Source organism: Sphingomonas sp. FG14 (assembly GCF_057809675.1).
This window is the reverse complement of the sequence record NZ_JBMDKK010000005.1, coordinates 68,444-88,466: the sequence shown is the minus strand read 5'-3', so window position 1 is coordinate 88,466 and position 20,023 is coordinate 68,444. Positions and strand designations below refer to the sequence as shown.

Sequence of the window (20,023 nt, the reverse complement as noted above, 5' to 3'; positions counted from 1 at the left end):
TCAACCGCCCCACACATCCGCGCAAAGCCTTGCGAAATTGCCTCCCAGCAGCTTCTCAATCCGTCGCGCCGGCCAGCCGCGCGCCGCGAGATCGTCGGCGAGGCGCAGGAAGCGGCTGGGCTCGTTATACTCCGGCACAAGATTGAGCACATCGGGCGCCTCGCCCGGTGCCGCGACGCCCATGGCCTTGCGCTCATCGTAGAAGCGCTTCTGCGCCGCCAGCGCCTCCGCCCCGGTCGGCGCCGCGCGGATGCCGCCATCGGTGCCGAGCGAGACATGGTCCTCCCCCGCCACCTTCACGACATGCTCGATATGGCGGATGACATCCTCGGCGCGCGCCTGGCCCTGTTCGCGCAGGAACGGCATGAAATAAATGCCCGCGACACCGCCCTTGTCAGCCAGCACCCGCAATTCGGCATCCGATGTGTTGCGCGGCACGTCGACCAGCGCGCGGCAGCCGGTATGGCTGATCGCGATCGGTGCCGTCGACGCGGCGATGGCGTCGGCGATGGTGCGGGCGCCGGCATGGCTGGCGTCGACCAATATCCGCCGCGTGTTGAGCGCCGCGACGACATCGCGGCCATAGGCGCTGAGCCCGGCATTGGCGGGCTCCAGACAACCATCACCGACGAGATTGCGGACATTATAGGTGAGCTGGACGATGCGCACGCCGAGCAGGTCGAACAGGTCGAGCCGGCCGATCTCGGTTTCGAGCGGAACGCTGTCCTGGAAACCGAAAATCACGCCCAGCCGGCCGCTCTGTTGCGCCAGCTTGAGATCGGCGGCGCTGCGCACCTGGAGCAGGTGATCGGGAAAGGCGGAGACGAAGCGCGCATAGCGGGTGATACGGCGCAACGTCTCCTCGAAGCGGCCGGGCGCGCCGCCGCCGGCCCCCACCGTCTGGTTGATCGCGGTGAGACCGGAGGCGCGGAACGCGGCGAGCTGCGCCTGGATGCCCGGCAATCTGGGATCGAGATTGCCGAGCGAACCGAGCCCGTCGATCACCATCGCGCGGGCGTAGCGTTCGGCTCCGAAGGTCTGGGCATCGGCCCGGCCGGCAAATGCCAGTGCAGCCGCACCGGCAAGCACCGTCCGGCGGCTGACGCTCATGTCCGCATCGCCGTTTCGAACCATTTCGCCTGGTCGGCGCCAGCGATCGCGGTCAGATGCTTCAGGAAGATCGGGGTGGTGTGGACGGGCTCGCGCGCCATCGCGATCATCAGCCGGTCCATCGCCGACCGGCCGATCCTCTTGTCGAGCTCCCACAGGATCAGCGGACCCTTGCCGTAGAGCTGGATGCGATTGGGGCGGCCATGGCCCATCACCGGCCCGGCATCCTTGCTGCCATCCACCTTCGACGCGATGTTCTTCGCCAGTTCCTCAGCCCCGAACGTCGCCTCGACATAGCGCATCGACATATATTCGGCGGCGGATTCGACCAGCCAGAAATCCTCGCTGAGCGGGCTGGCGAGCATCCACCAGGCATGGCCGACCTCATGCGCGACATAGCGCGCCGGATTGACCTCCGGCACGTCCTCGCCCGATCGCCCGCCTTCGGAGAGCACGGTATAGGCGGTGCGGGCATAGCCGAGGCCGCTCTTGCGCCAGACCTGCGCCATCCGCACCTTGCGCGGCAGCGGGCCGAACATCGCCTCGAAATAGCGCGCCGCGCCCTCGGCGTGCTTGACGTAGAAGCCCGAGAGCCGCGTCGACAGGTCGCGTCCGAAAAATTCAACGCCATGCGCCTCAGCGCGCTGCAATCCCTGCATCGCGACCATCGGCAGATCGATATCGATGAAGTCGCGATGGATGCGGACGCCCGTCCTGGTTCGTTTCACATCGCCCTGCGCCACGACGACGAGATCGGGGGCCAGCCCCCTGATATCGGCATCCACGGTGAAACGCGTCTGGATATCCGCGCCGATCGGGATCCACATATGATCGATGAACAGCTCGAACCCCTCCGGCCGCAAGGCGGCGGCATTGCTGTCATGCTTGGTGTTAATCTGCCCGGCATAACGGAAGCGCAGCTTGACGGGGGCCGCCGTCGGCTTCGCGAAATGGAAGGTGTAGCGCGTCAGCTCCTCGACGGGCTTTTCCGCCGGTTCGGTCGTCACCGTCACGCCATGCGGCAGCTTCATCGGCTCCAGCGCGAAACGGCGCGAGAGCAGGAACGCCTTTTCGCTCGTCGCCTCGGTCAGGGTGACCGTGACATCGGCCTTCAGATTGCCCTGCGGATCGAAATCCGCATTCACGCGATAATGCGGCGGGGCGGCATGCGCGCTCGCCACGGACAGAAGGCCCAGAACCAGGCCCGAGACGATACGCATCTTTCCCCCTATTTCTTGTAGATCGTGCCGCCCTTCATCACGAAGCCGACATGCTGGAGTGTGGTGACGTCGCTGAGCGGATCGCCGCGCACCGCGACGATGTCCGCCGCCTTGCCCGGCGCGAGCGAGCCGATCGTCGAAAGCAGCCCCAGATGATCGGCGGCGTTGACGGTCGCGGCGCGGATCGCCTCCAGCGGCGTCAGCCCGGCGCGGACGAGCAGCGAGAATTCGCGCGCATTCTCGCCATGCTTGCTGACGCTGGCGTCGGTGCCGAAGGCGATGCGCACGCCGTGCTTATGCGCGAAGGCGGCCGACTGGATCATGAGCGGCCCAACCTCCAGCGCCTTGGCGCGAACGGCGGGGGACAGGAAGCTCTGCGGATCATTGCCCCAGCGCGTCACCGTGTCGCCGGCGAGCAGGGTCGGGACCAGCCAGGCATTGTTCGCCTTGAACAGCTTCACCGTCTCCGCATCGAGATTGGTGCCATGTTCGATCGAATCGCCGCCCGCACGCAGAAAGGCGTTCATCGCGGCGGCATTATGCGCATGCGCGGTGACGCGGCGGCCGAGCGCGTGCGCGGCGTCGACGATCGCCTTGATCTCGTCATCGGCGAATTGCTGGCCGAGGCCCGACGCCTGGTCCGCCAGCACCGATCCGGTCGCGACGATCTTGATGAGATCGGCGCCGCGATGGATGGTCTCGCGCGTCACCCGCCGGCAATCGTCACCGCCCGAACACAGGCTGGGCCGGCGGACGAGATGGCCGACATCGGGCCGGTAGCCCGCCGGATCGCCGGCGCCGCCATGTGGGCTCAGCGCATTGCCGGCGGCGACGATGCGCGGCCCCGGCACCTTGCCCGCGGCGATGCCGTCGCGCAGCGCGAAGATCGCGTCATTCTCCTCACCCAGATCGGCGACGGTGGTGAAGCCGGCATCGAGCGTGATCCGCGCATAGCGTGCGCCGTCGATCGCGAGATCGGCGGTGGTCTGCACGGTGCGGCGCAATTTGTCGTTGGGGCCGTTTTCGTGACAGATATGGACATGGCTGTCGATCAGGCCGGGCAGCACGAAGCTGTCAGCGAGATCGACGACATCGCCCTCGCCGACGAAACCGGGCCGGATCTCCGCCACCTTGCCGTCGCGCACGACGATGGTCTGGCGTTCGAGCACGCGGCCGCTTGCCGGATCGGCGAGCAGCTTCCCCGCATGGATATAGGTTGCCGGCGCCTCCTGCGCCGCAGCGCTCCAGCCCAGCGCCGCGATCGTCAGCGCCGCGCCAAGCATCAACCATGGTCTTTTCATCGGTTCAGGCCCTTCCCGCCGCCCGCGATCCAGGCGGCAATCTGCTCGTCCAAGATCGGCAGCGGCAGCGGCCCGGCGCCGAGCGCGACGTCGTGAAAGGCGCGCAGGTCGAACGCCGGACCGAGCTTCGCCTTCGCCCGGCTCCTCAGTTCGAGGAACGTCTGCATGCCGACATAATAGGATGTCGCCTGGCCGGGAATGACGATGTAGCGGTCGATCTCGCGCTGATTGTCATAGTGGCTCGACGGCATGTTTTCGTCGAAATAGGCAGTGGCCCGTTCGCGCGACCATTTGAGGTGATGGATGCCGGTATCGACCACCAGCCGGCAGGCGCGCATCAGTTCGAGCGAGAGCCGGCCAAAATCGGAATAGGGATCGGCATAGAGCCCCATCTCCTTGGGCAGCCGTTCCGAATAGAGGCCCCATCCCTCGCTGAACGCGGCGATGCTCGCGAAACGACGGAACTTGGGCAGCCCCGTCATCTCGTGCGCGATACAGGTTTCAACATGATGGCCCGGGATCGCCTCATGATAGAGCGTCGCGGCGAGCTGATAACGCGGCTGCGCCTTCATATCGGCCAAGTTGATATAGAAGATGCCCGGCGACGATCCGTCCTGCGGCGGATTGCGATATTGCGCCTTGGGCGCGGATTTCTCGCGCCATGTCTCGGTCGGACGGACGACGACCTCCGCCTTGGGCAGTATGCCGAACAGCTCGCTCTGCCGTGCGCGGATCTCGGCGAGCAGCGCCTCCGCCTCCGCCACATACGCGGCGCGGCCGGCATCGGTGTCGGGATGGTAGAATTGCGGATCGCTGCGCACGAAGGCGAAGAAATCCTGCAGGCTTCCGGTAAAGGCGACATGCTTCATGATGCCGCGCATCTCGCCATGGATGCGCGCCACTTCGCGCAGGCCGAGATTGTGGACGTCGGCGGCCTTGAGCGGCAGCGTCGTGTAGGATTCGAGCTGCGCCTCGTAATAGGCCTGGCCATCGGGCAGCTTCCAGATGCCGTCGACAGTGTCGGCCTGGGCCTCCGCCGCGCGCAGATGTGCGATCAGCGCGCGATAGCCGGTCGCGAAACCGCCCTGAAGCGCTGTGGTGGCGCGCGCGAGCAGGTCGGCGCGCTCGGCATCGGTGAAATCGGCCTTGCCCACCTTCGCCCTGAAATCGGCGAGGATCGGGCTGTCGGCGGCGTCCGTATCGAAGGGTGCGCCCTTCAGCATATTCTCGCACGGACCGATCACCTGCGCATAGACGAAGCGCGGCGGGCGGATCCCCTTCGCCTCCTGCCGGGCGAGCGCGGCGATCGCCTGCGCCATCAACGGCCCCACGCCGGCGACACGCGCGATATAGGCGTCGGCATCCGCGCGGGTGGCGATCGGATGGCTGTTGGTGAGCGTGCCCGGCACGCGCGTGTGCAGGCCGCCCATCTGCGTCATCGCATAATCATGGTCGCGCCAGCGGAAATCGGCGATGCCGCGTTCGGCGGAACGCTCGAACATGCGATAGCTCAGCCGCGCCTGGGGCGAGAGCTTCCCGACGTCGAAGCTGCGCAGCGCGGCCAGATCCCGCTTGAGCAGTTCATGGCTTTCGAGTGCGCGCGCTTCGCCGATATCGTCCCATTTATCCTGGTCGCGGCGGATGCCGAGCGCCGACTGGCGCGTCGGACTGCGATCGAGGCCGCGCTGGAAGACGCCCTCGAAGAACGCGTCGAGCCTGGCGTCCTCGTCGGTTTCGGCGGCGAAGAGCGGCGGCAAGGCGAGCGTACCGAACAGCAGCGCGGCCGACGCGCCGAACCGGCGACGACTGATCATGCCGCCTGCCCCTTGCGAGCGATCCATCGATCCACATTCTCCTCCAGCATGGGCAGCGGCAGCGCGCCGCTGCCCAGCACGACATCGTTGAAGCGGCGGATGTCGAAGCCTCCACCCAGCGCCGCGCGCGCACGATCGCGCAAGGCGACGAGCCGGAGCTTGCCCATCTCATAGGCGCAGGCCTGACCGGGCGTGACGATGTAGCGCTGGATCGCGGTGACATTGTCGTCATGGCCGGAGGGCGTGTTCTCGTCGAGCCAGGCCACCGCTTTCTCGCGGCTCCAGCGCAGGGCATGGACGCCAGTGTCGGTGACCAGCCGGCCGGCGCGCATCAGCTCCATCGAGAGCCGGCCGAATTCCTGCCACGGATCGCTGTAGAGCCCCATTTCGAGCGGAAGCTGTTCGGCGAACAGCGCCCAGCCCTCGCTGAAGGCGGTATAGCCGTTGAAGGTGCGGAACTTGGGCAGGCCGGTCAGTGCCTGGGTGACCGCCTTTTCGAGATGATGACCGGGCACGCCCTCATGATAGGAGAGCGCCGACAGTTCGAAGATCGGCAGGTTCCGCATCTTCCGCGTGTTGACGTAGAGGATGCCCGGACGCGATCCGTCGGCCGATGGCGCGAAATAGCCGGCGGTGCCCGCCGACGCCTCCAGCCAGGGCTCGACCGGCTTCACCAGAACGTCGGCGCTTGGAACATGGCTGGTCAGTTCGCCCAGCCGCGCCGTCACCCCCGCGATCTTGGCGCGCATCGCGTCGAGATAGGCGGCCTTGCCCTCCGCCGTTTCGGGATAATAGAAGCGATCGTCGGTCTGGACGTGCGCGAAGAATTGCGGAAGCGTTCCGGAGAAGCCGGTGCGCTTCATCAATGCGCGCATCTCGCTATGCAGCCGCGCGGTTTCCTCCAGCCCGATCCTGTGCACCTCCGCCGGCGCGATCGGCAGCGTGGTTTCCCAGCGCAGCGCGGCGGCATAATAGGCGTCGCCATCGGGCAGGCGCCAGACGCCGTCATTATAGGCGACGGTGCGCCGGCCATCCTCCAGATGCGCGATCAGGCGGCGGAAGCCGGGTTCGAACCCCTGCTTCAGCCCCGCTTCGGCGGAGGCGGTCAGTTTCGCCTTCACGGCATCGGCGATCGCAAGCCTGGCGATCTTCGCCTTGAAATCGGCGAGGATCGGGCTGTCCGCCCCGTCCATCTGGAACGGGCGCCCGGTGATCAGCTTGACGCAATTGCCGATCACGAGCGGATAGGAAAAAGCGGGCGGGCGCACCCCGGCTGCCGCCTGCGCCTCAAGCTCCGTCACCACCTGTTCGAGGAACGGCTTCACATTGTGCAGCCGCGCGACATAAGCCTCGGCATCGGCGAGATCGGTGATCGGATGATTGTTGATCAGCGTTTGCGGGATCGAGCGCTGCGGCCCGCGCATCTGGCAGACCGGATAGCGATTGGTCCGCCAGCGATGGCGCTCGATCGTCTCCTCGGCATCATATTCGAAGAGCCGGTGGCTGAGCGCGCCCTCTTGCGTCAGCGCGTCGCGATCGAAGCGGCGGAGCATAGCAAGATCCTGCCGCAACTGCGCCACGTCCGCCGCCGCGCGCGCGGCGCCGATATCGGGCCAGCGATCCTGCCCCGCCTTCACGCCCATGCCCGACTGCGCACCGGGATCCCGCGCAAGATTGCGCTGGAAGACGCCCTCGAAAAAGGCGTTGAGGCGATCGGTTTCGGTCGCGCCGGTGGTGGCCCATGCAGGTGTTGCGGCCAGTGCGGCGCCGGCCATGAGGAAGTCGCGGCGGTTGAGGGTCATGCGCCCCCTCCGTTTACTTCGAGCGCAGGTTCGAGCTTGTCGAGAACCGCAGTCGAGAAGTTGCCGGGCGCAGCGCTTCTCGACGGGCGCGTCTCGACTTCTCCGCAATGCGGAGAAGTTGATCCTGAGCGCCTGCCTTGGCAGGCAGTCGAAGGGCTCGACGCTGCTCGAAGCAAACGGGGGGAGGAGGGTGAAATCGTGAACCTAGCCACGCTCACCGGCCGATCGGGAAGTCGCCGATCGGTGAAACCGGTTCGGCATCGGCCATGGCGGTGGCCGGCGCGCCCTTCACATATGTGTCGAGGAACGCCTTGATCGTGCGATAGGCGACGATCTGGTTGGCCTTCTTGCGGAAGCCATGGCCTTCGTCGGGAAAGACGACATAGTCGACAGGCACGCCGTTCGCCTTGACCTTGGCGACGATGTCCTCGGATTCGACGGGCAACACGCGCGGATCGTTCTGGCCCTGGAGCACAAGCAGCGGCTTGCGGATGTTCGCGGCATGGAAGACCGGCGAGATCTTCTTCAGATACTCCGCGTCCTTCTCCGGATCGCCGACCTCGGTGAAGAGCAGGCGGCGAAGATCCTCCCACCAGCTCGGCGTGTTGGCGAGCAGCCTGGGCCAGTTCGACACGCCGTAGATATCGACGCCGGCCGCGAACGCGTCGGGACGGAAAGCGAGGCCCGCCAGCGTCATATAGCCGCCATAGCTCTGCCCCTGGATCGCGACCTTGGCCGGATCGACGAACGCGGTTTCGGCGAGCATCGCCTTGGCCGCGACGACATCGTCGAGATCGGCGTCGCCGTGACGGCGATCGTCGAGATGGTAGAAGGTGCGGCCCGATCCGCTGCTGCCGCGATTGTTGATCTCGAACACGACATAGCCGTGATTGACGAGATACTGGACGAGCGGGCGATAGCCGATCGCGCTCTCGTCACCCGGCCCGCCATGGACATGGATCACCGCAGGCAGCCTGTCGCCCGCCTTCGCGCCGTTCGGCACATAGAGGATGCCGGGCACCGAGACGCCATCATAGGATTTGAAGCGCACGACCTTGCCGGGCACCAGATCCTCTGGCGAGACCTCGGGCGAGAGCGCGCTGAGCAGCGGGGTGCGCTTGCCCGTCGCCAGATCGAGCAGCAGCACGTCGCCCGGCGTCGCGCCGTTGGACGCACGCAGCACCGCCTTCTTCGCGCGATTGGCGAGCAACAGCCCGACGCTCGCCTCGGGCATCGGATTCGTGAAGGCCAGCGGCTTGAAGCTTTTCGCATCGAGCAGCCAGGGCCGCGACCGCGCATCCTGGTTGACCGAGACGACGAGCGTGCGCCCGTCACGCGAGAAGCCGGCGCCCGATACGTCCCAATCGGGCTTTAACACGGTAACGCGCTTGCCCGTCGCCACGTCCTGCCGGACGAGGAAGGCGAACTCGCCGCCATCGTCGGTGGTGTAGAACAGCTCCGATCCGGTGGGCGCGAAGCTCTGCGGCTCGCAGGCCACCGGCTTGCCCTCGGCGGTGAGCTGGATCAGCTTCGCCGCCGTGCGGTCATAGACATAGCAATGCTTGGTCGCGTTATCGACGATGCGGCTGAGCCCGACATAGCGGCGATCGGCGCTGACCGCGCGCACCTGATAGGCCTTGTCGTTCTCGAACAGCCGCGCCTTGGCGTAACCATCGGCCTGGATCTCGTAGAGATCGAAGAAGCGCGGATCGCGTTCGTTGGTCTGGACGAAAAAGGATTTTCCGTCCTGCGCCCATTCGACGAAGCGCGCGACATGCTTCGCACCCGGCGTCACGTCACGCGTGGTGCCGTCGCGTTCGCGGACATAGATATGCGCCAGTTCGTTGCCGCCCTGGTCGCTTGAGAACAGGATGCGCTCGTCGTTCGGGAAATAGCCGATCGCGTTCACCGTTTCCTTGACGGAATTGGTGAGCGGCGTCGCCGCACCGCCAGTCGCCGGCATGACGTAGATGTTGGCGATGCCGGTGCGGTTGCTGGTGAAGATCAGCTTTGAATCGTCGGGCGACCAGGAGATCCCGCCGATCGAATCGCCGGCCATGAGCTGTTCGATCGTATACTCCTTCGCCCCCGCGACGGCGGGGACGAAAACGGCAAGAAAACCCGCAAGGGCCGGCAAAAAGGATATCCGCATCATCCCCCCAACGTCGACATGGGTAGCCGGGCGGCATGGGAGTACCGCCCGGCAATGCCCCTAGAAATTGACGGACGCACGTGCCTGGAAGGTCCGGCCGATCGGATCATAGGCGCCGAACTGCCCGAGCACGATCGCCTCGTAAGGCACCTTCTTGTCGAACAGGTTCCGCACGCTGAACTGCAGGCGGAAATTCTCGGCGACCCTGAAGCCGAGCGAGGTATTGACCATCGTATAGGCCGGCACGTTGAGGATCGGGATATCTTCGATCGTCAGCGTATTGCTCGCCTTCACCTTGTCGGTCCACATCACCTGCACGTCGAGATCGAAGGGATCGAACGCATATCCGATCCGGCCATTGAGCCTCCAGGACGGCGTCCCCACCTCTCCCGCCGAATCCAGAACCGGCGCGGCACCGGAGGTCTGCGACGTGTATTTCGCCACGTGGAAGGCCTTGATGCCGAAGCGGAGCTGACCGGCCTCGCCCGACGACGACGCGATGTTCGGGACCTCCATCGTATATTGGAGCTCGCCGAGGATGCCCTCGAAATCGGTCACCGCGCTGTTGAAATAGGATTCGAGATAATTGTCGGCGATATCGCCGGCGACGCGGGCTCGGCCCGTCGCCGCGCTCTGCGCCGCAGCCTGTGCCGCGGTCAAACGACTGAAGGCCTGGCAGCCACCTTCGTTGGGATAGTTGGTGCTGTCGTAACAGGCCGACTGAGCGGTCAGCAGCGTGAAGCGCGAGATCGCACCGCGAAGCTTGACGCTGCTATAGTCCATCGAGAAGCGTAGCCCAGGGATCGCAGGCGGCTGATAGACGACACCGAGCGACCAGCTATTTGCCTTTTCGTTGCCCAGATTTGGATTTCCGCCAACCGTGCCGAACGGCGACGCACCGTTCGTCGTTGGATCGAAGGTCGCCACATTCGTCACGCCCACGGCCGCGAGCGCCGCCGTACAGTTCGCGCGACGAGCGGCTGGATTGGGACCAGTATCGATCCGGGTTCGCTCACAGAGATCGTTGGCGGCCCGTGCGGTCGGCGTCGAGTTCAGGAAGAGCTCGACGAGCGATGGTGAACGGATCGCACGGGTATAGACGCCCCGTAGCGTGATCCCTTCAAGTACCCCGCCCAAACGCGGCTCCAGCCGTCCGCCAGCCGACCAGGTGATATCACCGCCCGCAGACGAGTGATCGACATAGCGGACCGCACCTTCGAACTGGGCCGACCGAATCAGCGGCACGCCCATTTCGTCATCGATCAACGGAACGATCGTTTCGCCATAGACCTCATCGGTGTTGAAGCTGGCCTTGGGTGCATCAGGGAAGCCCAGTGCGCCGCCCAAGAGCGTAAGGCCACCATTGATGATGTCGTTGCCCGCAAAATAACCGGCCTCGCGACGATGCTCGTAACCGATGCTGAACGCGATCGGTTCGGCGATGCCGAACGGCAGCTTGCCACCGATATTCGCCGTGAAGGCCTCGAGTTCGTTGACGCTGATCCCGACGCCCTGATCGATGACGGCAGCCGCCGCCTCGGGAGTGAAGGCGCCCTGGCCGAACAGATTCAGTGGGATGCAGTTGCCGCCGACACGGCAGGTGACGTTGCCCGGCGTGCCGACAACGTCGATCGCCTGCAGGAAGCGCGTCCGGTTGATCTGGTTGAACTCGGACGAATTGCGGCTGCGCCCGTAATTATAGGCGAGGTCCCAATTCCACTTCTCTCCGGCAACATTGAAATCACCCTTGAAGCCGGCGACGATGCGATAAACATCGAGTTCGGTCTTCGCCGGCCGACTGTCTGCGATATCGTTGAGATTGCGATCGAGACGGAAGGTGGTCAGGCCATTGGCGACCAGAATGTCGCGCGCCTGCTTCGACAGGAAAGGGTTATCGACGCTGAAGGTCAGCAGCGGACCACCCAAACCACCCGAAGCATATTGGAACAGGTCGCTGAGCTTCGTGCCGCTGGTATGGGCGTAGGATCCCTCGAAGAAGAAGTTGATCCCGTCCGTAATGTCGAAATTGCCGATCGCATTGAGCAGGATGCGATGATTGGGCGACAGCAGGAGCGCATGATCGGCAGGATTCACGCCATCGCCGCCATCGCGATATGCGCCCTGATCGCCAAGATAGCGCGCACCAAGATTGAGCGGCACCAGATCTCCGTTCGGGGCGAACTGCATCGGCACGCCATTCTGGGTGATATTGGTCAAGGTGCCTGGGCGGAAGGGCAGCCCGCCTTCGCTCAGGATGGCCAAACGCCGATCGACAACCAGCTGCGATGCTATGCCGTCATTGGGATTGGTATTGCCGGATGCCGCCAGGGCGTACCGTGGGAAACGGCCGCTGAGCAGCATGCCTTCCTGTCGCACATATTCGGCGCCGAGCACGATATTGCCACGGCCTTCCATGAAGTTTCGCCCGAACAGCGCGCGCACCGACTGATTGGCGGCATCGCCGCGATCGCTGATGCTGGTCTGACCGGTCAATTCGAGGCCGTGATAATCCTCCTTGAGGATCACGTTGACCGTCCCGGCGATCGCGTCGGTGCCATATACCGGCGCGCCGCCGATCGCGACGGTCTCGACCCGCTCGATCAGCCCGACGGGGATGAGATTGAGATCGACCTGCGACCCCGGGCTTACCGTGCTCCCGGTGCCCGAAACCGTGTTTGACGAAACGAAGCGCCGGCCATTGACCAGCGTCAGCGTGCGCTGCGAGCCGAGGCCGAAAAAGTCGGCGAAACTCTGCGCCACACCCAGATTGCCTTGTGTGGTGCCAATCTGGCTGTTGTCGGCCGGCGCAAAGCCGGGCGTATCCTGCAACGCCTCGAGAACATTGGTATAACCGCGGCGCGCGATCTCGGCCGCGTCGGTGGTCGAGGCCGCCTGGAGCGTATCGAAGCCGGTGCGCTCGATGCGCGACCCGGTCACGACGATTTCGCCGCCCGAACTCGCACTGTCCTGCGGCGCATCTCCGGCGTTGGCCTTGCGGATGACGACCGTGCCTTCGCTGGACACGCTGACCGTCAGCCCCTTATTGGCCAGCATCCGGCGCAAGGCCTCGACAGGCGTGTAGCTGCCCTCGACGGGATTGGTGGTAATGCCCGAAAGATCGTCGTTGGGCGCCATGATCTGCAGCCCAGACTGAACCGCGAGCCGCTGCACCGCAGTGCTCGCATCGCCCGCAGGCAGATTGTAGCGCTGCTTGTCCTGTGCCGCCGCGGGCGCCGCCCAAAGCAATGCGGCCGCACCGCCGAGCAGCATCGCCCGCTTGCCGAACCGAACTGATTGCCCCCAATTCATCGCGTTTCTCCCCGCCCCGAAGTGCGAACCAATCGCCTCCATTGCAGAAGAGTGACGGTGCGATGAAATCCGCTAGTCCATCAGTGAGACGGCGAATTTTGCTGGCGAACCAGCCGCAACTCCTGCCCGCTCTGGACCACGTCGGCATTGAAGGCCCGGCCGGCGGCGGTCGCGAACCCCCTGGCGTCGCCGATCTTGAACACACCCATGAATTCAGCGCGCGCCAGGGTCGGATCGTCGATGACGACGCGGAGGTCCGAATGGCGATTGACGTCGGCGGCGGCCTTGCCCAGCGGCTGCCCCTGGAAGACGAGCAGCCCACGGCGCCATGCGGTCATCCGTTCGACATCCGCCGAATCGAGCACTGCCTTGCGCGGGCCGGTCTCGGCCGCGACGAACTGCTCGTTGCGCTTCAAATAGCGCGGCGCGGCGGTGCCGGGTACGCCGGCAACCGCGACCACACCCTGCTCGACCGTAACCTCGACGTCCTTGTTCTCCAGGCCGACCGCGAATTCGGTGCCGACGGCGCGGACCGCCAGCCCGTTGGCATCGACGATGAAGGGCCGCGCCTTGTTGTGCGCCACCTTGAAATAAGCGGCGCCGCGCCGCAGCACGATCCGGCGAACGTCATTCTCATATCGGACCTGGATCGCGGAATCGCCGTTGAGCACCACGGTCGATCCGTCGTCGAGCGCGATTTCGCGCACCTCGCCCTTGCCGGTCGAGACACGTCCGGCAAGCTGGTCATAGGCGACGCCACCGCCCATCAGCGCCATCGCAACCGAGGCCGCCATCGCATAGCGCGGCCAGCGGCGCGGTTTTTCCTCGATGGCGGGCGCCTCGATCCGCGAACCGCTGTCGAGCGAGGCGACACGATCGATATCGAGCCAGAGCGCCTGGGCGCGCACATAGGCGCCAAGATGACGGGGCTCCTCCAGCCAGGCTTCCAGCGCCTGGCTCTCGGACGAATCTAGCGGGCGCTCTGCGGACCGGATCGCCCAGGCTGCGGCCTGAGCGTCGATATCAGCCCCATTTCCAGAACCTGCGCTCACCAGACCTTCTATCCTTTGCGCCGGACGCCGGCGTCTTCTTCATTTCTTCCGATACCAGGCGGAGCGCCTTGGCAAGATGTTTCTCGACCGTGCTTTCCGCTATCCCCATCCGTTCGGCGATCTGCCGCTGCGACAATTCCTCGAATTTCTTGAGCTGGAACGCCTGGCGGCATTTCGGCGGAAGCTCGGCGAGGATCGCATGGAGCCGCGCCACTTCCTCCTGCCCGCTCAACCGGCGATGCGCGCCGACCTCATCATCTATGATGTTCAGCGTTTCCAAATCCGCCACGAGTTCGATCGCCACGATCCGCGAGCGACGGATCTGTTCGCCGACGATATGGCGGGCGGTCACGAACAGATAGGCGCGGGCATTGCCGATCGCGTCGATATCCGCCGACCAGATCCGTGCATAGGCTTCCTGGACGACCTCATCGAGGTCGCACGAGGTCAGCCCCCGAATGCGCCCGGCAAGCCATTTGCGCATGTCGGACTCATGCGGAAGCACTTCGCGCGCAAACCAGCGGAGTCGGGCCTGATGATCCATCGCGCGCAATGGCATCATCGATTGCGCTTGGCGTCAAGGGAAAATGACATCAATTTGAAAAATTACTGAAATAAATCATTTAGTTAGGTGATATATCGAGAAACGAAAACGGCCGGAGGCGCGGCCCCGGCACAATTTCCGATCGATGGACGGCGGGCTTTATTGGGTAATACGCTTCACCACCTTGCCGCTCTCGTCGAGGAACTCGATGCTCGGTGCGCCGTCCGCACCTACCTTGAGCAGCAACCGGGGCTTCCCGTTCTTGTCCGCCAGCCGGACGATCGCATCCTCCTGCGTCTTGCCGGCAAACAGGCGTTCCTGACCCATGCCGCCCTTCGACATGGCGAAGGCCTGCATCTCGCCCCGGATCTTCTGCTTCTCGGCATCGGTGGTCGCGCGCGCGGCGGCGTCGCTCATCTCCATCAGAGGCTTGATCGACCAGTCCGGCCGATCCCAGACGCGAAGGCCCGCCGCGCGGCGGCCGTTGCCCTCACTATACTGGATGCCGACAGTCTGATCCTGCTTATACTGATCGAACATCAGGCTGCCGCTGGCGGCGCGCTTGCCGCCCACGGTGTTGCTGCCATAGCTGAGACCGCCGACTTCATCGCCCTCATCGTTGAAGAACAGCATGCCGCCGCCCGTGCGGCTGTGATGCTTATACTCCTTGCCTTCCATGAACAGGCCCGGGAAGCGTTCGGAATTGGCGAGGACGAGGCGGTATTTGCCGTCAGGCTCGACGATGTTGATCCGTTTCACGCTGATCTCGTCGAAACTCGTCTTGGCCGGCCCGCCATCGGCCATCACCCAGGCGGCGGGGATCATCGCCCCGGCCAGGAAAGCCGCGCCGATCAGCGCCAGCCTTTTGCCCTTTGGTCCCATCGCCATCCTCCTCAATAATTCCAGTCGGCGACCGAAGCGCCGGCGGGCGCGGTCTTGCGGACATGGTCGGCGACTTCTCGGACGACGCCGGCCCAGTCGGTGTGGTGCCAGTTATGACCCTTTTTCGGCCGGCCATATTCGAAGCGGATCGGATAATCCTTGCCCGCAACCTCGGCGATCATGTCCTGGAAACGATAGACCGCGAGGTTGAGATAGAAATCGTCCATCTCGCCAGCGAAGAAATTGAGCTTGCCGCTCAGCTTGGGGCCGAGCACCGGCCAATTGTCGCGGACATAGGCCGACAGGTCGTAGCCATGCTCGCGCATATATTTGACGACGTCCTTGTTGATAGCGCCGGTCTTCTTGTCGAACAGCAGCACGGGATAGCCGTCCGCACCCACCGGCCCGTGCGTCGCCTGCCAGATGTCGAGCTGGTAATAGGAGCGGCCCTTGGAACCCAACATGCCTTCCAGCGCGGCGAGGCTGCGCAGCGGGAACAGCGGATGCCCCTCGCGGCTGCGGCGGAACGGCTTTTCGGGCGCGGTCCATTCGTTCACGCGCAGCGTGAACATATTGTCTTCCTTGTAGACGTCGGTCAGCTGATAGCGGCTGAAATCGATCGGATCGGGATTGAACACCCAGGCACCGCCGATCAGGTCGGGATAATGGAGCTGCATCGCCAGCGCTTCCCAGCCGCCGGTCGAGGCGCCCTCGACGATCCGGCCATAGGGCTGGTCGATCAGGTGGAAGGTCTTTTCCAGATAGGGCATCAGCTCCTTGGTGATCGCATCGCCCCATGGCCCGTTATTGGCCGAGTTGAGCGCATAGCTCTCGATGAAATAGGGTCCGGGCGAGACCAGCGCGATGCCAACCATGCGCGGGAATTTCGCCCCCATCCATTCCTGCGCGAACTGATAGCCCGTTTTGACATTGGCATCCGCCGCGGCGGCGCGCGCGCGATCGCTGTCGCTCTTGGGATCGTCGTTGAAATTGAACGGGCCACCGAAATGGCCGAACGTGTAGATCGCCGGGTAGCGCGCCTTGGGATTTTCCGCCCAACCCTTGGGCAGCAGCACCTCGGCGCCGATCGTCATCGGCACGCCCCAGAAATCGGACAGGATCTTGCTCTTGATGCTGACGCGCTTGATCCAGGGGGTGTCGGGCTCTTCGGGCACCGGCCCCATTTTCTCGGTCAGTGACAGCGGCACGACCGTCGCGGACGCCGGATCGAGCCGCAGCTTCGTCACCTTGCTATAGGGATTGCCCGGCGCCTGGAACGCGATGACGCGTTGCTTGGGCAGCGGAACCCAGATGGTGTGGCCATCCGACCTTTTGGCCTGGGTATAGAGGATCAGCAGCGCCTGGACGCTGTAATCGCCCGCCGGCAGCTTGGAGAGATCGAAGGGAAAGCCATCGGCCTTGGCATCGACGATCCGGGTTTCGCCGGGCTTCAGCCCTTCGACATCGACACCGAAGGCCGGCGGCCCGTTCATGCCGATGGCGAGCCGCGGCTCGGGCGTGTCGCCGCGCGCGGTGACGACGATCAGGCGGCCGGTGACCGGGCCCTTGGCGGCGTCCGCCGGCAAGGTCACTTCGAAACGAAGCTGCGCATATGCGGGCAGCGCCACGGCAAGCGCCAGCAACGCCCCCAGGCCAAATACGATTTTCTTCGCGATCCAGCTTAGCTGCACGGACATGCCCCCTCGACCCAATCCCATACCGGGATGATGCACGGGCGCGGGCAATCCGCCATTGGGATTTCGAGGTACGTTGGCGATGCCCCAACAAGCCGTTCGGGTCGAAGCCCTGCCCTTTCCTTCAAATCAAGTGCCGAAGGAGAACGCTTCGACTTTAGCCTATTTCGTGATGGCGAGCAGTTCGATCCTGAAGATCAGCGTCGCGCCACCGGGGATTTCGCCGCGCCCGGCAAAACCATAGCCGAGATAGGCGGGCAGCGCGATTTCCCATTCTTCGCCGACGCGCATCATCGGCAATGCCTCTCGCCAGCCACGCACGACGCCGGCGACCGGGAAGGTCGCGGGTTCGCCGCGCTTGTAACTGCTGTCGAAGATGCGGCCGTCGATGAAGTGCCCCTCGTAATTGACGGTCACGCAATCGGTGGGCAGCGGGCGCGGCGCATCGGTGGAGGCGGCGCGCGTCACCCGGTAGCGCAGGCCGCTCGGCGTCGTCCGCCAATCCGCCGAGGTCAGGCCGGTCAGATAGGCTTGCTGCGCGTAGAGCGCATTGCCGTCCAATGCGGGGCCCGACGGTGCCGGCTTGCGGCCGAGTTCGCGATCGAGATAGCTCAGGATCAGCGCGGTGCGATATGCCTGCTCGTTGCGATTGGCTGTGCCCGAATGGCCGCCATCGACATTCTCGTAATAGTAGAAGGCATGGCCCTGTTCCTCCAGCCGCGCCGCGAACTTGCGGGCATGGGCGGGATGGACGCGGTCGTCCTTGGTCGATGTCAGGATCAGCGGCCTGGGATAAACGAGGTCGCGCCGGATATTGTGATAGGGCGAATAGCGCCGCAGCCAGCCCCAGTCCTCGGCGCGATCGGGATCGCCATATTCGGCCATCCATGACGCGCCGGCGAGCAATTTGCTGTAGCGCTTCATATCGGTGAGCGGCGCGCTCATCACCACCGCATCGTACAGGCCGGGGCGCTGGAGGAACACGGCGCCGGCGAGCAGCCCGCCATTGGACCCGCCATAGATGCCGACCCGCGACGCGGCCTGTGAGCCGCGCAACCCCTCCGCCACGGCATGAACATCGTCATAGGATTTCTGCCGGCCGGGGCCGATCGCGGCGGCATGCCAGGCGGGGCCGAATTCGCCGCCGCCGCGGACATTGGCGATGACATAGGCATTGCCCGCCTCCACCCAGAGCTGGGCCATCGCCGAAAGATAGGTGGGCAGACTCGGCTGGCGGAAGCCGCCATAGGCATGGATCAATGTCGGCAGCGGCCCGGTCGCGTCCCTGGGTTTGACGAGAAAATAGGGGACGCGCATGCCGTCGCGCGAGATCGCCCAATGCTGCGACACCGCATAGCGTGCCGCATCAAAGCGCGGCGGCACGGACGCGATGCGAACGGGCGCGCCAACGTCGGCCAGCGCATACAGCGTCTCCGGCCGGGTCATACCCTGAACGACATAGAAGAGCGTATCGCCATCGCGATCGGCATCGGCCAAGGCGAGCGCGCTATCGGGCGCCACCGGAACCGACTTCGCCCGCCAGCCGGCCGCACCGCCGCGCAGCGCGACCAGCCGGGCCGCGACATTGTGGAGGAGCCCGACATACAGCGTCGACCGTGTCGCAGCGACCGAGACGATCGATTCCCCGGCGGCAGGCACATAGACCGGTTCCAGCGCCGGCGCGGCGGCGGACAGCCGCCAGGCGACCAGGGCACCAGCGGGCAGATCCCGCCCGGAAACGCGCAGCGGCGATTGCAGCCGGGCGATCACGCGATCGCCGATCATCGCCTGATAGGTCGCATCCTCTGGAAGCGGCGCACGCGCGGTGCGCCCGTCCGGCTTCAGATGGAGCAGTTCCGCATCCCAGGTCGTGCGGTTACGCAGGATCAGGACATGCGTCGCCGCACCGTCGCGCTCGACGATCGGCCGCAGCCAGACATCGGTCGCCGGCGCTTCGTAGAGCAAAGCCGCATCGGCCAACGCCGCGCCCCGCGTCCAGCGCCGAAGCTGGCGGCCATAGCCCGAACTGTTGAGCGTGCCCGCCCCGAAATCGGAAACCAGCAGCAAGTGGTCTTCATCCTGCCAGACCAGATCGGTCTTGGCTTCATGGGTGACGAAGCCGCCATCGACGAAGCGCGCCTCGACCCGATCGAACTCGCGCCAGGTGACGGCATCCTTGCCGCCATCGGAGAGCGCGACCATGCAGCGGCGATGCTCGGGCGCGAGGCAGGTCGCGCCGCGCCAGACCCAGTTGCGCTTTTCGCGCGCGGCCAATGCGTCGAGGTCGATCAGCGTCCGCCATTGTGGCGCGCCGGCGATGAAGCCGCGCCGTTCGGCGGCACGCCAAAGGCCGCGCACATTGGTCGCGTCCTGCCAGAAATTGACGATATCGGCACCGGCCGCACGCGGCATCGCCAGCCGGTTGCGATCGTTGAGGATCGTCGCCGCTTCCTGCCTGTGGCGATCGAAAGCCTTGCCCGCTTCGAGCGCGGTGCGCGACCGCGCATTCTGCGCCGCGACCCAGTCGAGCGCGCGCTGGCCCTGCGTCTCTTCGAGCCAGAGATAAGGGTCGTCGTCTTGGGCGGGCGCCGCGGCCGAAAGCAGCATCGCCGCCACGGCCACGAACGCGCGCATCGCCCTCATGGCTCGGCCCGGCTGAGCGTCATGCGCTGGATCGAGCGGGGATGCAGCGTGACGACGCCCTTGCTTGCCGGCTGATCGTCCGCAGAGATGATCTCCTGCTCCAGCCGGTCGCCGCGCTTGCGGGTGATCACGGTGAGGAGATGGTCGTCGAACTTGAAGATCGAATAGAGCGTGTCGCCGAGCAGCCGGGTCGGCAGCTTGATGCCGTCACCCTCGTCGACGGTATATTCGCCCTCGCCCGCAAGCCGGCAAAGCCGATAGTCCTTGAGGTGGCGCAGCGCCGATCCGTGGAGATAGCGCGTGCGCCAGGTCGCGCATTCGCCTTCGCGCTCGGGCAGCTCGCCCGCTTCGAAGATCACGTCGATCCGTTCGGCGTCAGGCTTGCCGGGCAGATTCTCGAGCACGCCGCGCCATGTGCCCGTCCAGCTCGAGTCAAAAGCAAGGGCTGCGGACGGCGCCATGAAAAGCGCCGCCGCCACGATCATCGACAATCGCATCGG

13 protein-coding genes are annotated in these 20,023 nt (G+C 65.1%); all 13 read right to left on the bottom strand.

Features of this window, described 5'->3' with window-relative positions:
• On the bottom strand, window positions 1-1,110 hold the full coding sequence (locus ACODTA_RS17160) for a dipeptidase (RefSeq protein ID WP_489067192.1): 1,110 nt from the start codon (window positions 1,108-1,110) through the stop codon (window positions 1-3).
• Entirely contained in the window at window positions 1,107-2,330 is a 1,224-nt protein-coding gene (locus ACODTA_RS17155) for a gluzincin family metallopeptidase (protein ID WP_489067191.1), read from the bottom strand. Before ACODTA_RS17155 ends, ACODTA_RS17160 begins: the two co-directional genes overlap by 4 nt.
• Window positions 2,331-2,338: 8 nt before the next feature.
• Window positions 2,339-3,631, bottom strand: coding sequence for a metal-dependent hydrolase family protein (locus tag ACODTA_RS17150; RefSeq protein WP_489067190.1), 1,293 nt, complete (start codon window positions 3,629-3,631; stop codon window positions 2,339-2,341).
• Entirely contained in the window at window positions 3,628-5,445 is a 1,818-nt protein-coding gene (locus ACODTA_RS17145) for a DUF885 domain-containing protein (RefSeq protein WP_489067189.1), read from the bottom strand. The genes ACODTA_RS17150 and ACODTA_RS17145 overlap by 4 nt, the downstream gene beginning before the upstream one ends.
• Window positions 5,442-7,247 carry a DUF885 domain-containing protein gene (locus ACODTA_RS17140; RefSeq protein WP_489067188.1) on the bottom strand — a complete coding sequence of 602 codons (1,806 nt, stop codon included), beginning with the start codon at window positions 7,245-7,247 and terminating at the stop codon, window positions 5,442-5,444. Before ACODTA_RS17140 ends, ACODTA_RS17145 begins: the two co-directional genes overlap by 4 nt.
• A 214-nt stretch (window positions 7,248-7,461) precedes the next feature.
• The gene (locus ACODTA_RS17135; RefSeq protein WP_489067187.1) at window positions 7,462-9,399 is read right to left on the bottom strand and encodes a S9 family peptidase; all 1,938 of its coding nucleotides are present in this window, start codon (window positions 9,397-9,399) and stop codon (window positions 7,462-7,464) included.
• A gap of 60 nt (window positions 9,400-9,459) precedes the next feature.
• Window positions 9,460-12,708 (bottom strand): TonB-dependent receptor domain-containing protein, encoded by a 3,249-nt coding sequence (locus ACODTA_RS17130; RefSeq protein WP_489067186.1) that lies wholly within the window; start codon window positions 12,706-12,708, stop codon window positions 9,460-9,462.
• Between the two features lie 80 nt (window positions 12,709-12,788).
• The gene (locus tag ACODTA_RS17125; protein ID WP_489067185.1) at window positions 12,789-13,760 is read right to left on the bottom strand and encodes a FecR family protein; all 972 of its coding nucleotides are present in this window, start codon (window positions 13,758-13,760) and stop codon (window positions 12,789-12,791) included.
• A complete protein-coding gene (locus tag ACODTA_RS17120; RefSeq protein ID WP_489067184.1) occupies window positions 13,732-14,322 on the bottom strand; it encodes an RNA polymerase sigma factor in 591 nt (196 codons plus the stop codon). The genes ACODTA_RS17125 and ACODTA_RS17120 overlap by 29 nt, the downstream gene beginning before the upstream one ends.
• A 141-nt stretch (window positions 14,323-14,463) precedes the next feature.
• Window positions 14,464-15,186, bottom strand: coding sequence for a hypothetical protein (locus tag ACODTA_RS17115; RefSeq protein WP_489067183.1), 723 nt, complete (start codon window positions 15,184-15,186; stop codon window positions 14,464-14,466).
• 11 nt (window positions 15,187-15,197) lie between these two features.
• Complete coding sequence (locus ACODTA_RS17110) at window positions 15,198-16,883, bottom strand: alpha/beta hydrolase-fold protein (RefSeq protein WP_489067182.1); 1,686 nt, start codon at window positions 16,881-16,883, stop codon at window positions 15,198-15,200.
• A gap of 159 nt (window positions 16,884-17,042) precedes the next feature.
• Entirely contained in the window at window positions 17,043-19,523 is a 2,481-nt protein-coding gene (locus ACODTA_RS17105; RefSeq protein WP_489067181.1) for a prolyl oligopeptidase family serine peptidase, read from the bottom strand.
• A complete protein-coding gene (locus ACODTA_RS17100; RefSeq protein ID WP_489067180.1) occupies window positions 19,520-20,020 on the bottom strand; it encodes a hypothetical protein in 501 nt (166 codons plus the stop codon). Before ACODTA_RS17100 ends, ACODTA_RS17105 begins: the two co-directional genes overlap by 4 nt.
• Window positions 20,021-20,023 lie beyond the last annotated feature (3 nt).

Bases quoted from the DNA above. Each gene is read 5' to 3' on its own strand.
- ACODTA_RS17160 (WP_489067192.1), bottom strand. From the start codon at position 1,110: ATGAGCGTCAGCCGCCGGACGGTGCTTGCCGGTGCGGCTGCACTGGCA.
- ACODTA_RS17155 (WP_489067191.1), bottom strand. From the start codon at position 2,330: ATGCGTATCGTCTCGGGCCTGGTTCTGGGCCTTCTGTCCGTGGCGAGC.
- ACODTA_RS17150 (WP_489067190.1), bottom strand. From the start codon at position 3,631: ATGAAAAGACCATGGTTGATGCTTGGCGCGGCGCTGACGATCGCGGCG.
- ACODTA_RS17145 (WP_489067189.1), bottom strand. From the start codon at position 5,445: ATGATCAGTCGTCGCCGGTTCGGCGCGTCGGCCGCGCTGCTGTTCGGT.
- ACODTA_RS17140 (WP_489067188.1), bottom strand. From the start codon at position 7,247: ATGACCCTCAACCGCCGCGACTTCCTCATGGCCGGCGCCGCACTGGCC.
- ACODTA_RS17135 (WP_489067187.1), bottom strand. From the start codon at position 9,399: ATGCGGATATCCTTTTTGCCGGCCCTTGCGGGTTTTCTTGCCGTTTTC.
- ACODTA_RS17130 (WP_489067186.1), bottom strand. From the start codon at position 12,708: ATGAATTGGGGGCAATCAGTTCGGTTCGGCAAGCGGGCGATGCTGCTC.
- ACODTA_RS17120 (WP_489067184.1), bottom strand. From the start codon at position 14,322: ATGATGCCATTGCGCGCGATGGATCATCAGGCCCGACTCCGCTGGTTT.
- ACODTA_RS17115 (WP_489067183.1), bottom strand. From the start codon at position 15,186: ATGGGACCAAAGGGCAAAAGGCTGGCGCTGATCGGCGCGGCTTTCCTG.
- ACODTA_RS17110 (WP_489067182.1), bottom strand. From the start codon at position 16,883: ATGTCCGTGCAGCTAAGCTGGATCGCGAAGAAAATCGTATTTGGCCTG.
- ACODTA_RS17105 (WP_489067181.1), bottom strand. From the start codon at position 19,523: ATGAGGGCGATGCGCGCGTTCGTGGCCGTGGCGGCGATGCTGCTTTCG.
- ACODTA_RS17100 (WP_489067180.1), bottom strand. From the start codon at position 20,020: ATGCGATTGTCGATGATCGTGGCGGCGGCGCTTTTCATGGCGCCGTCC.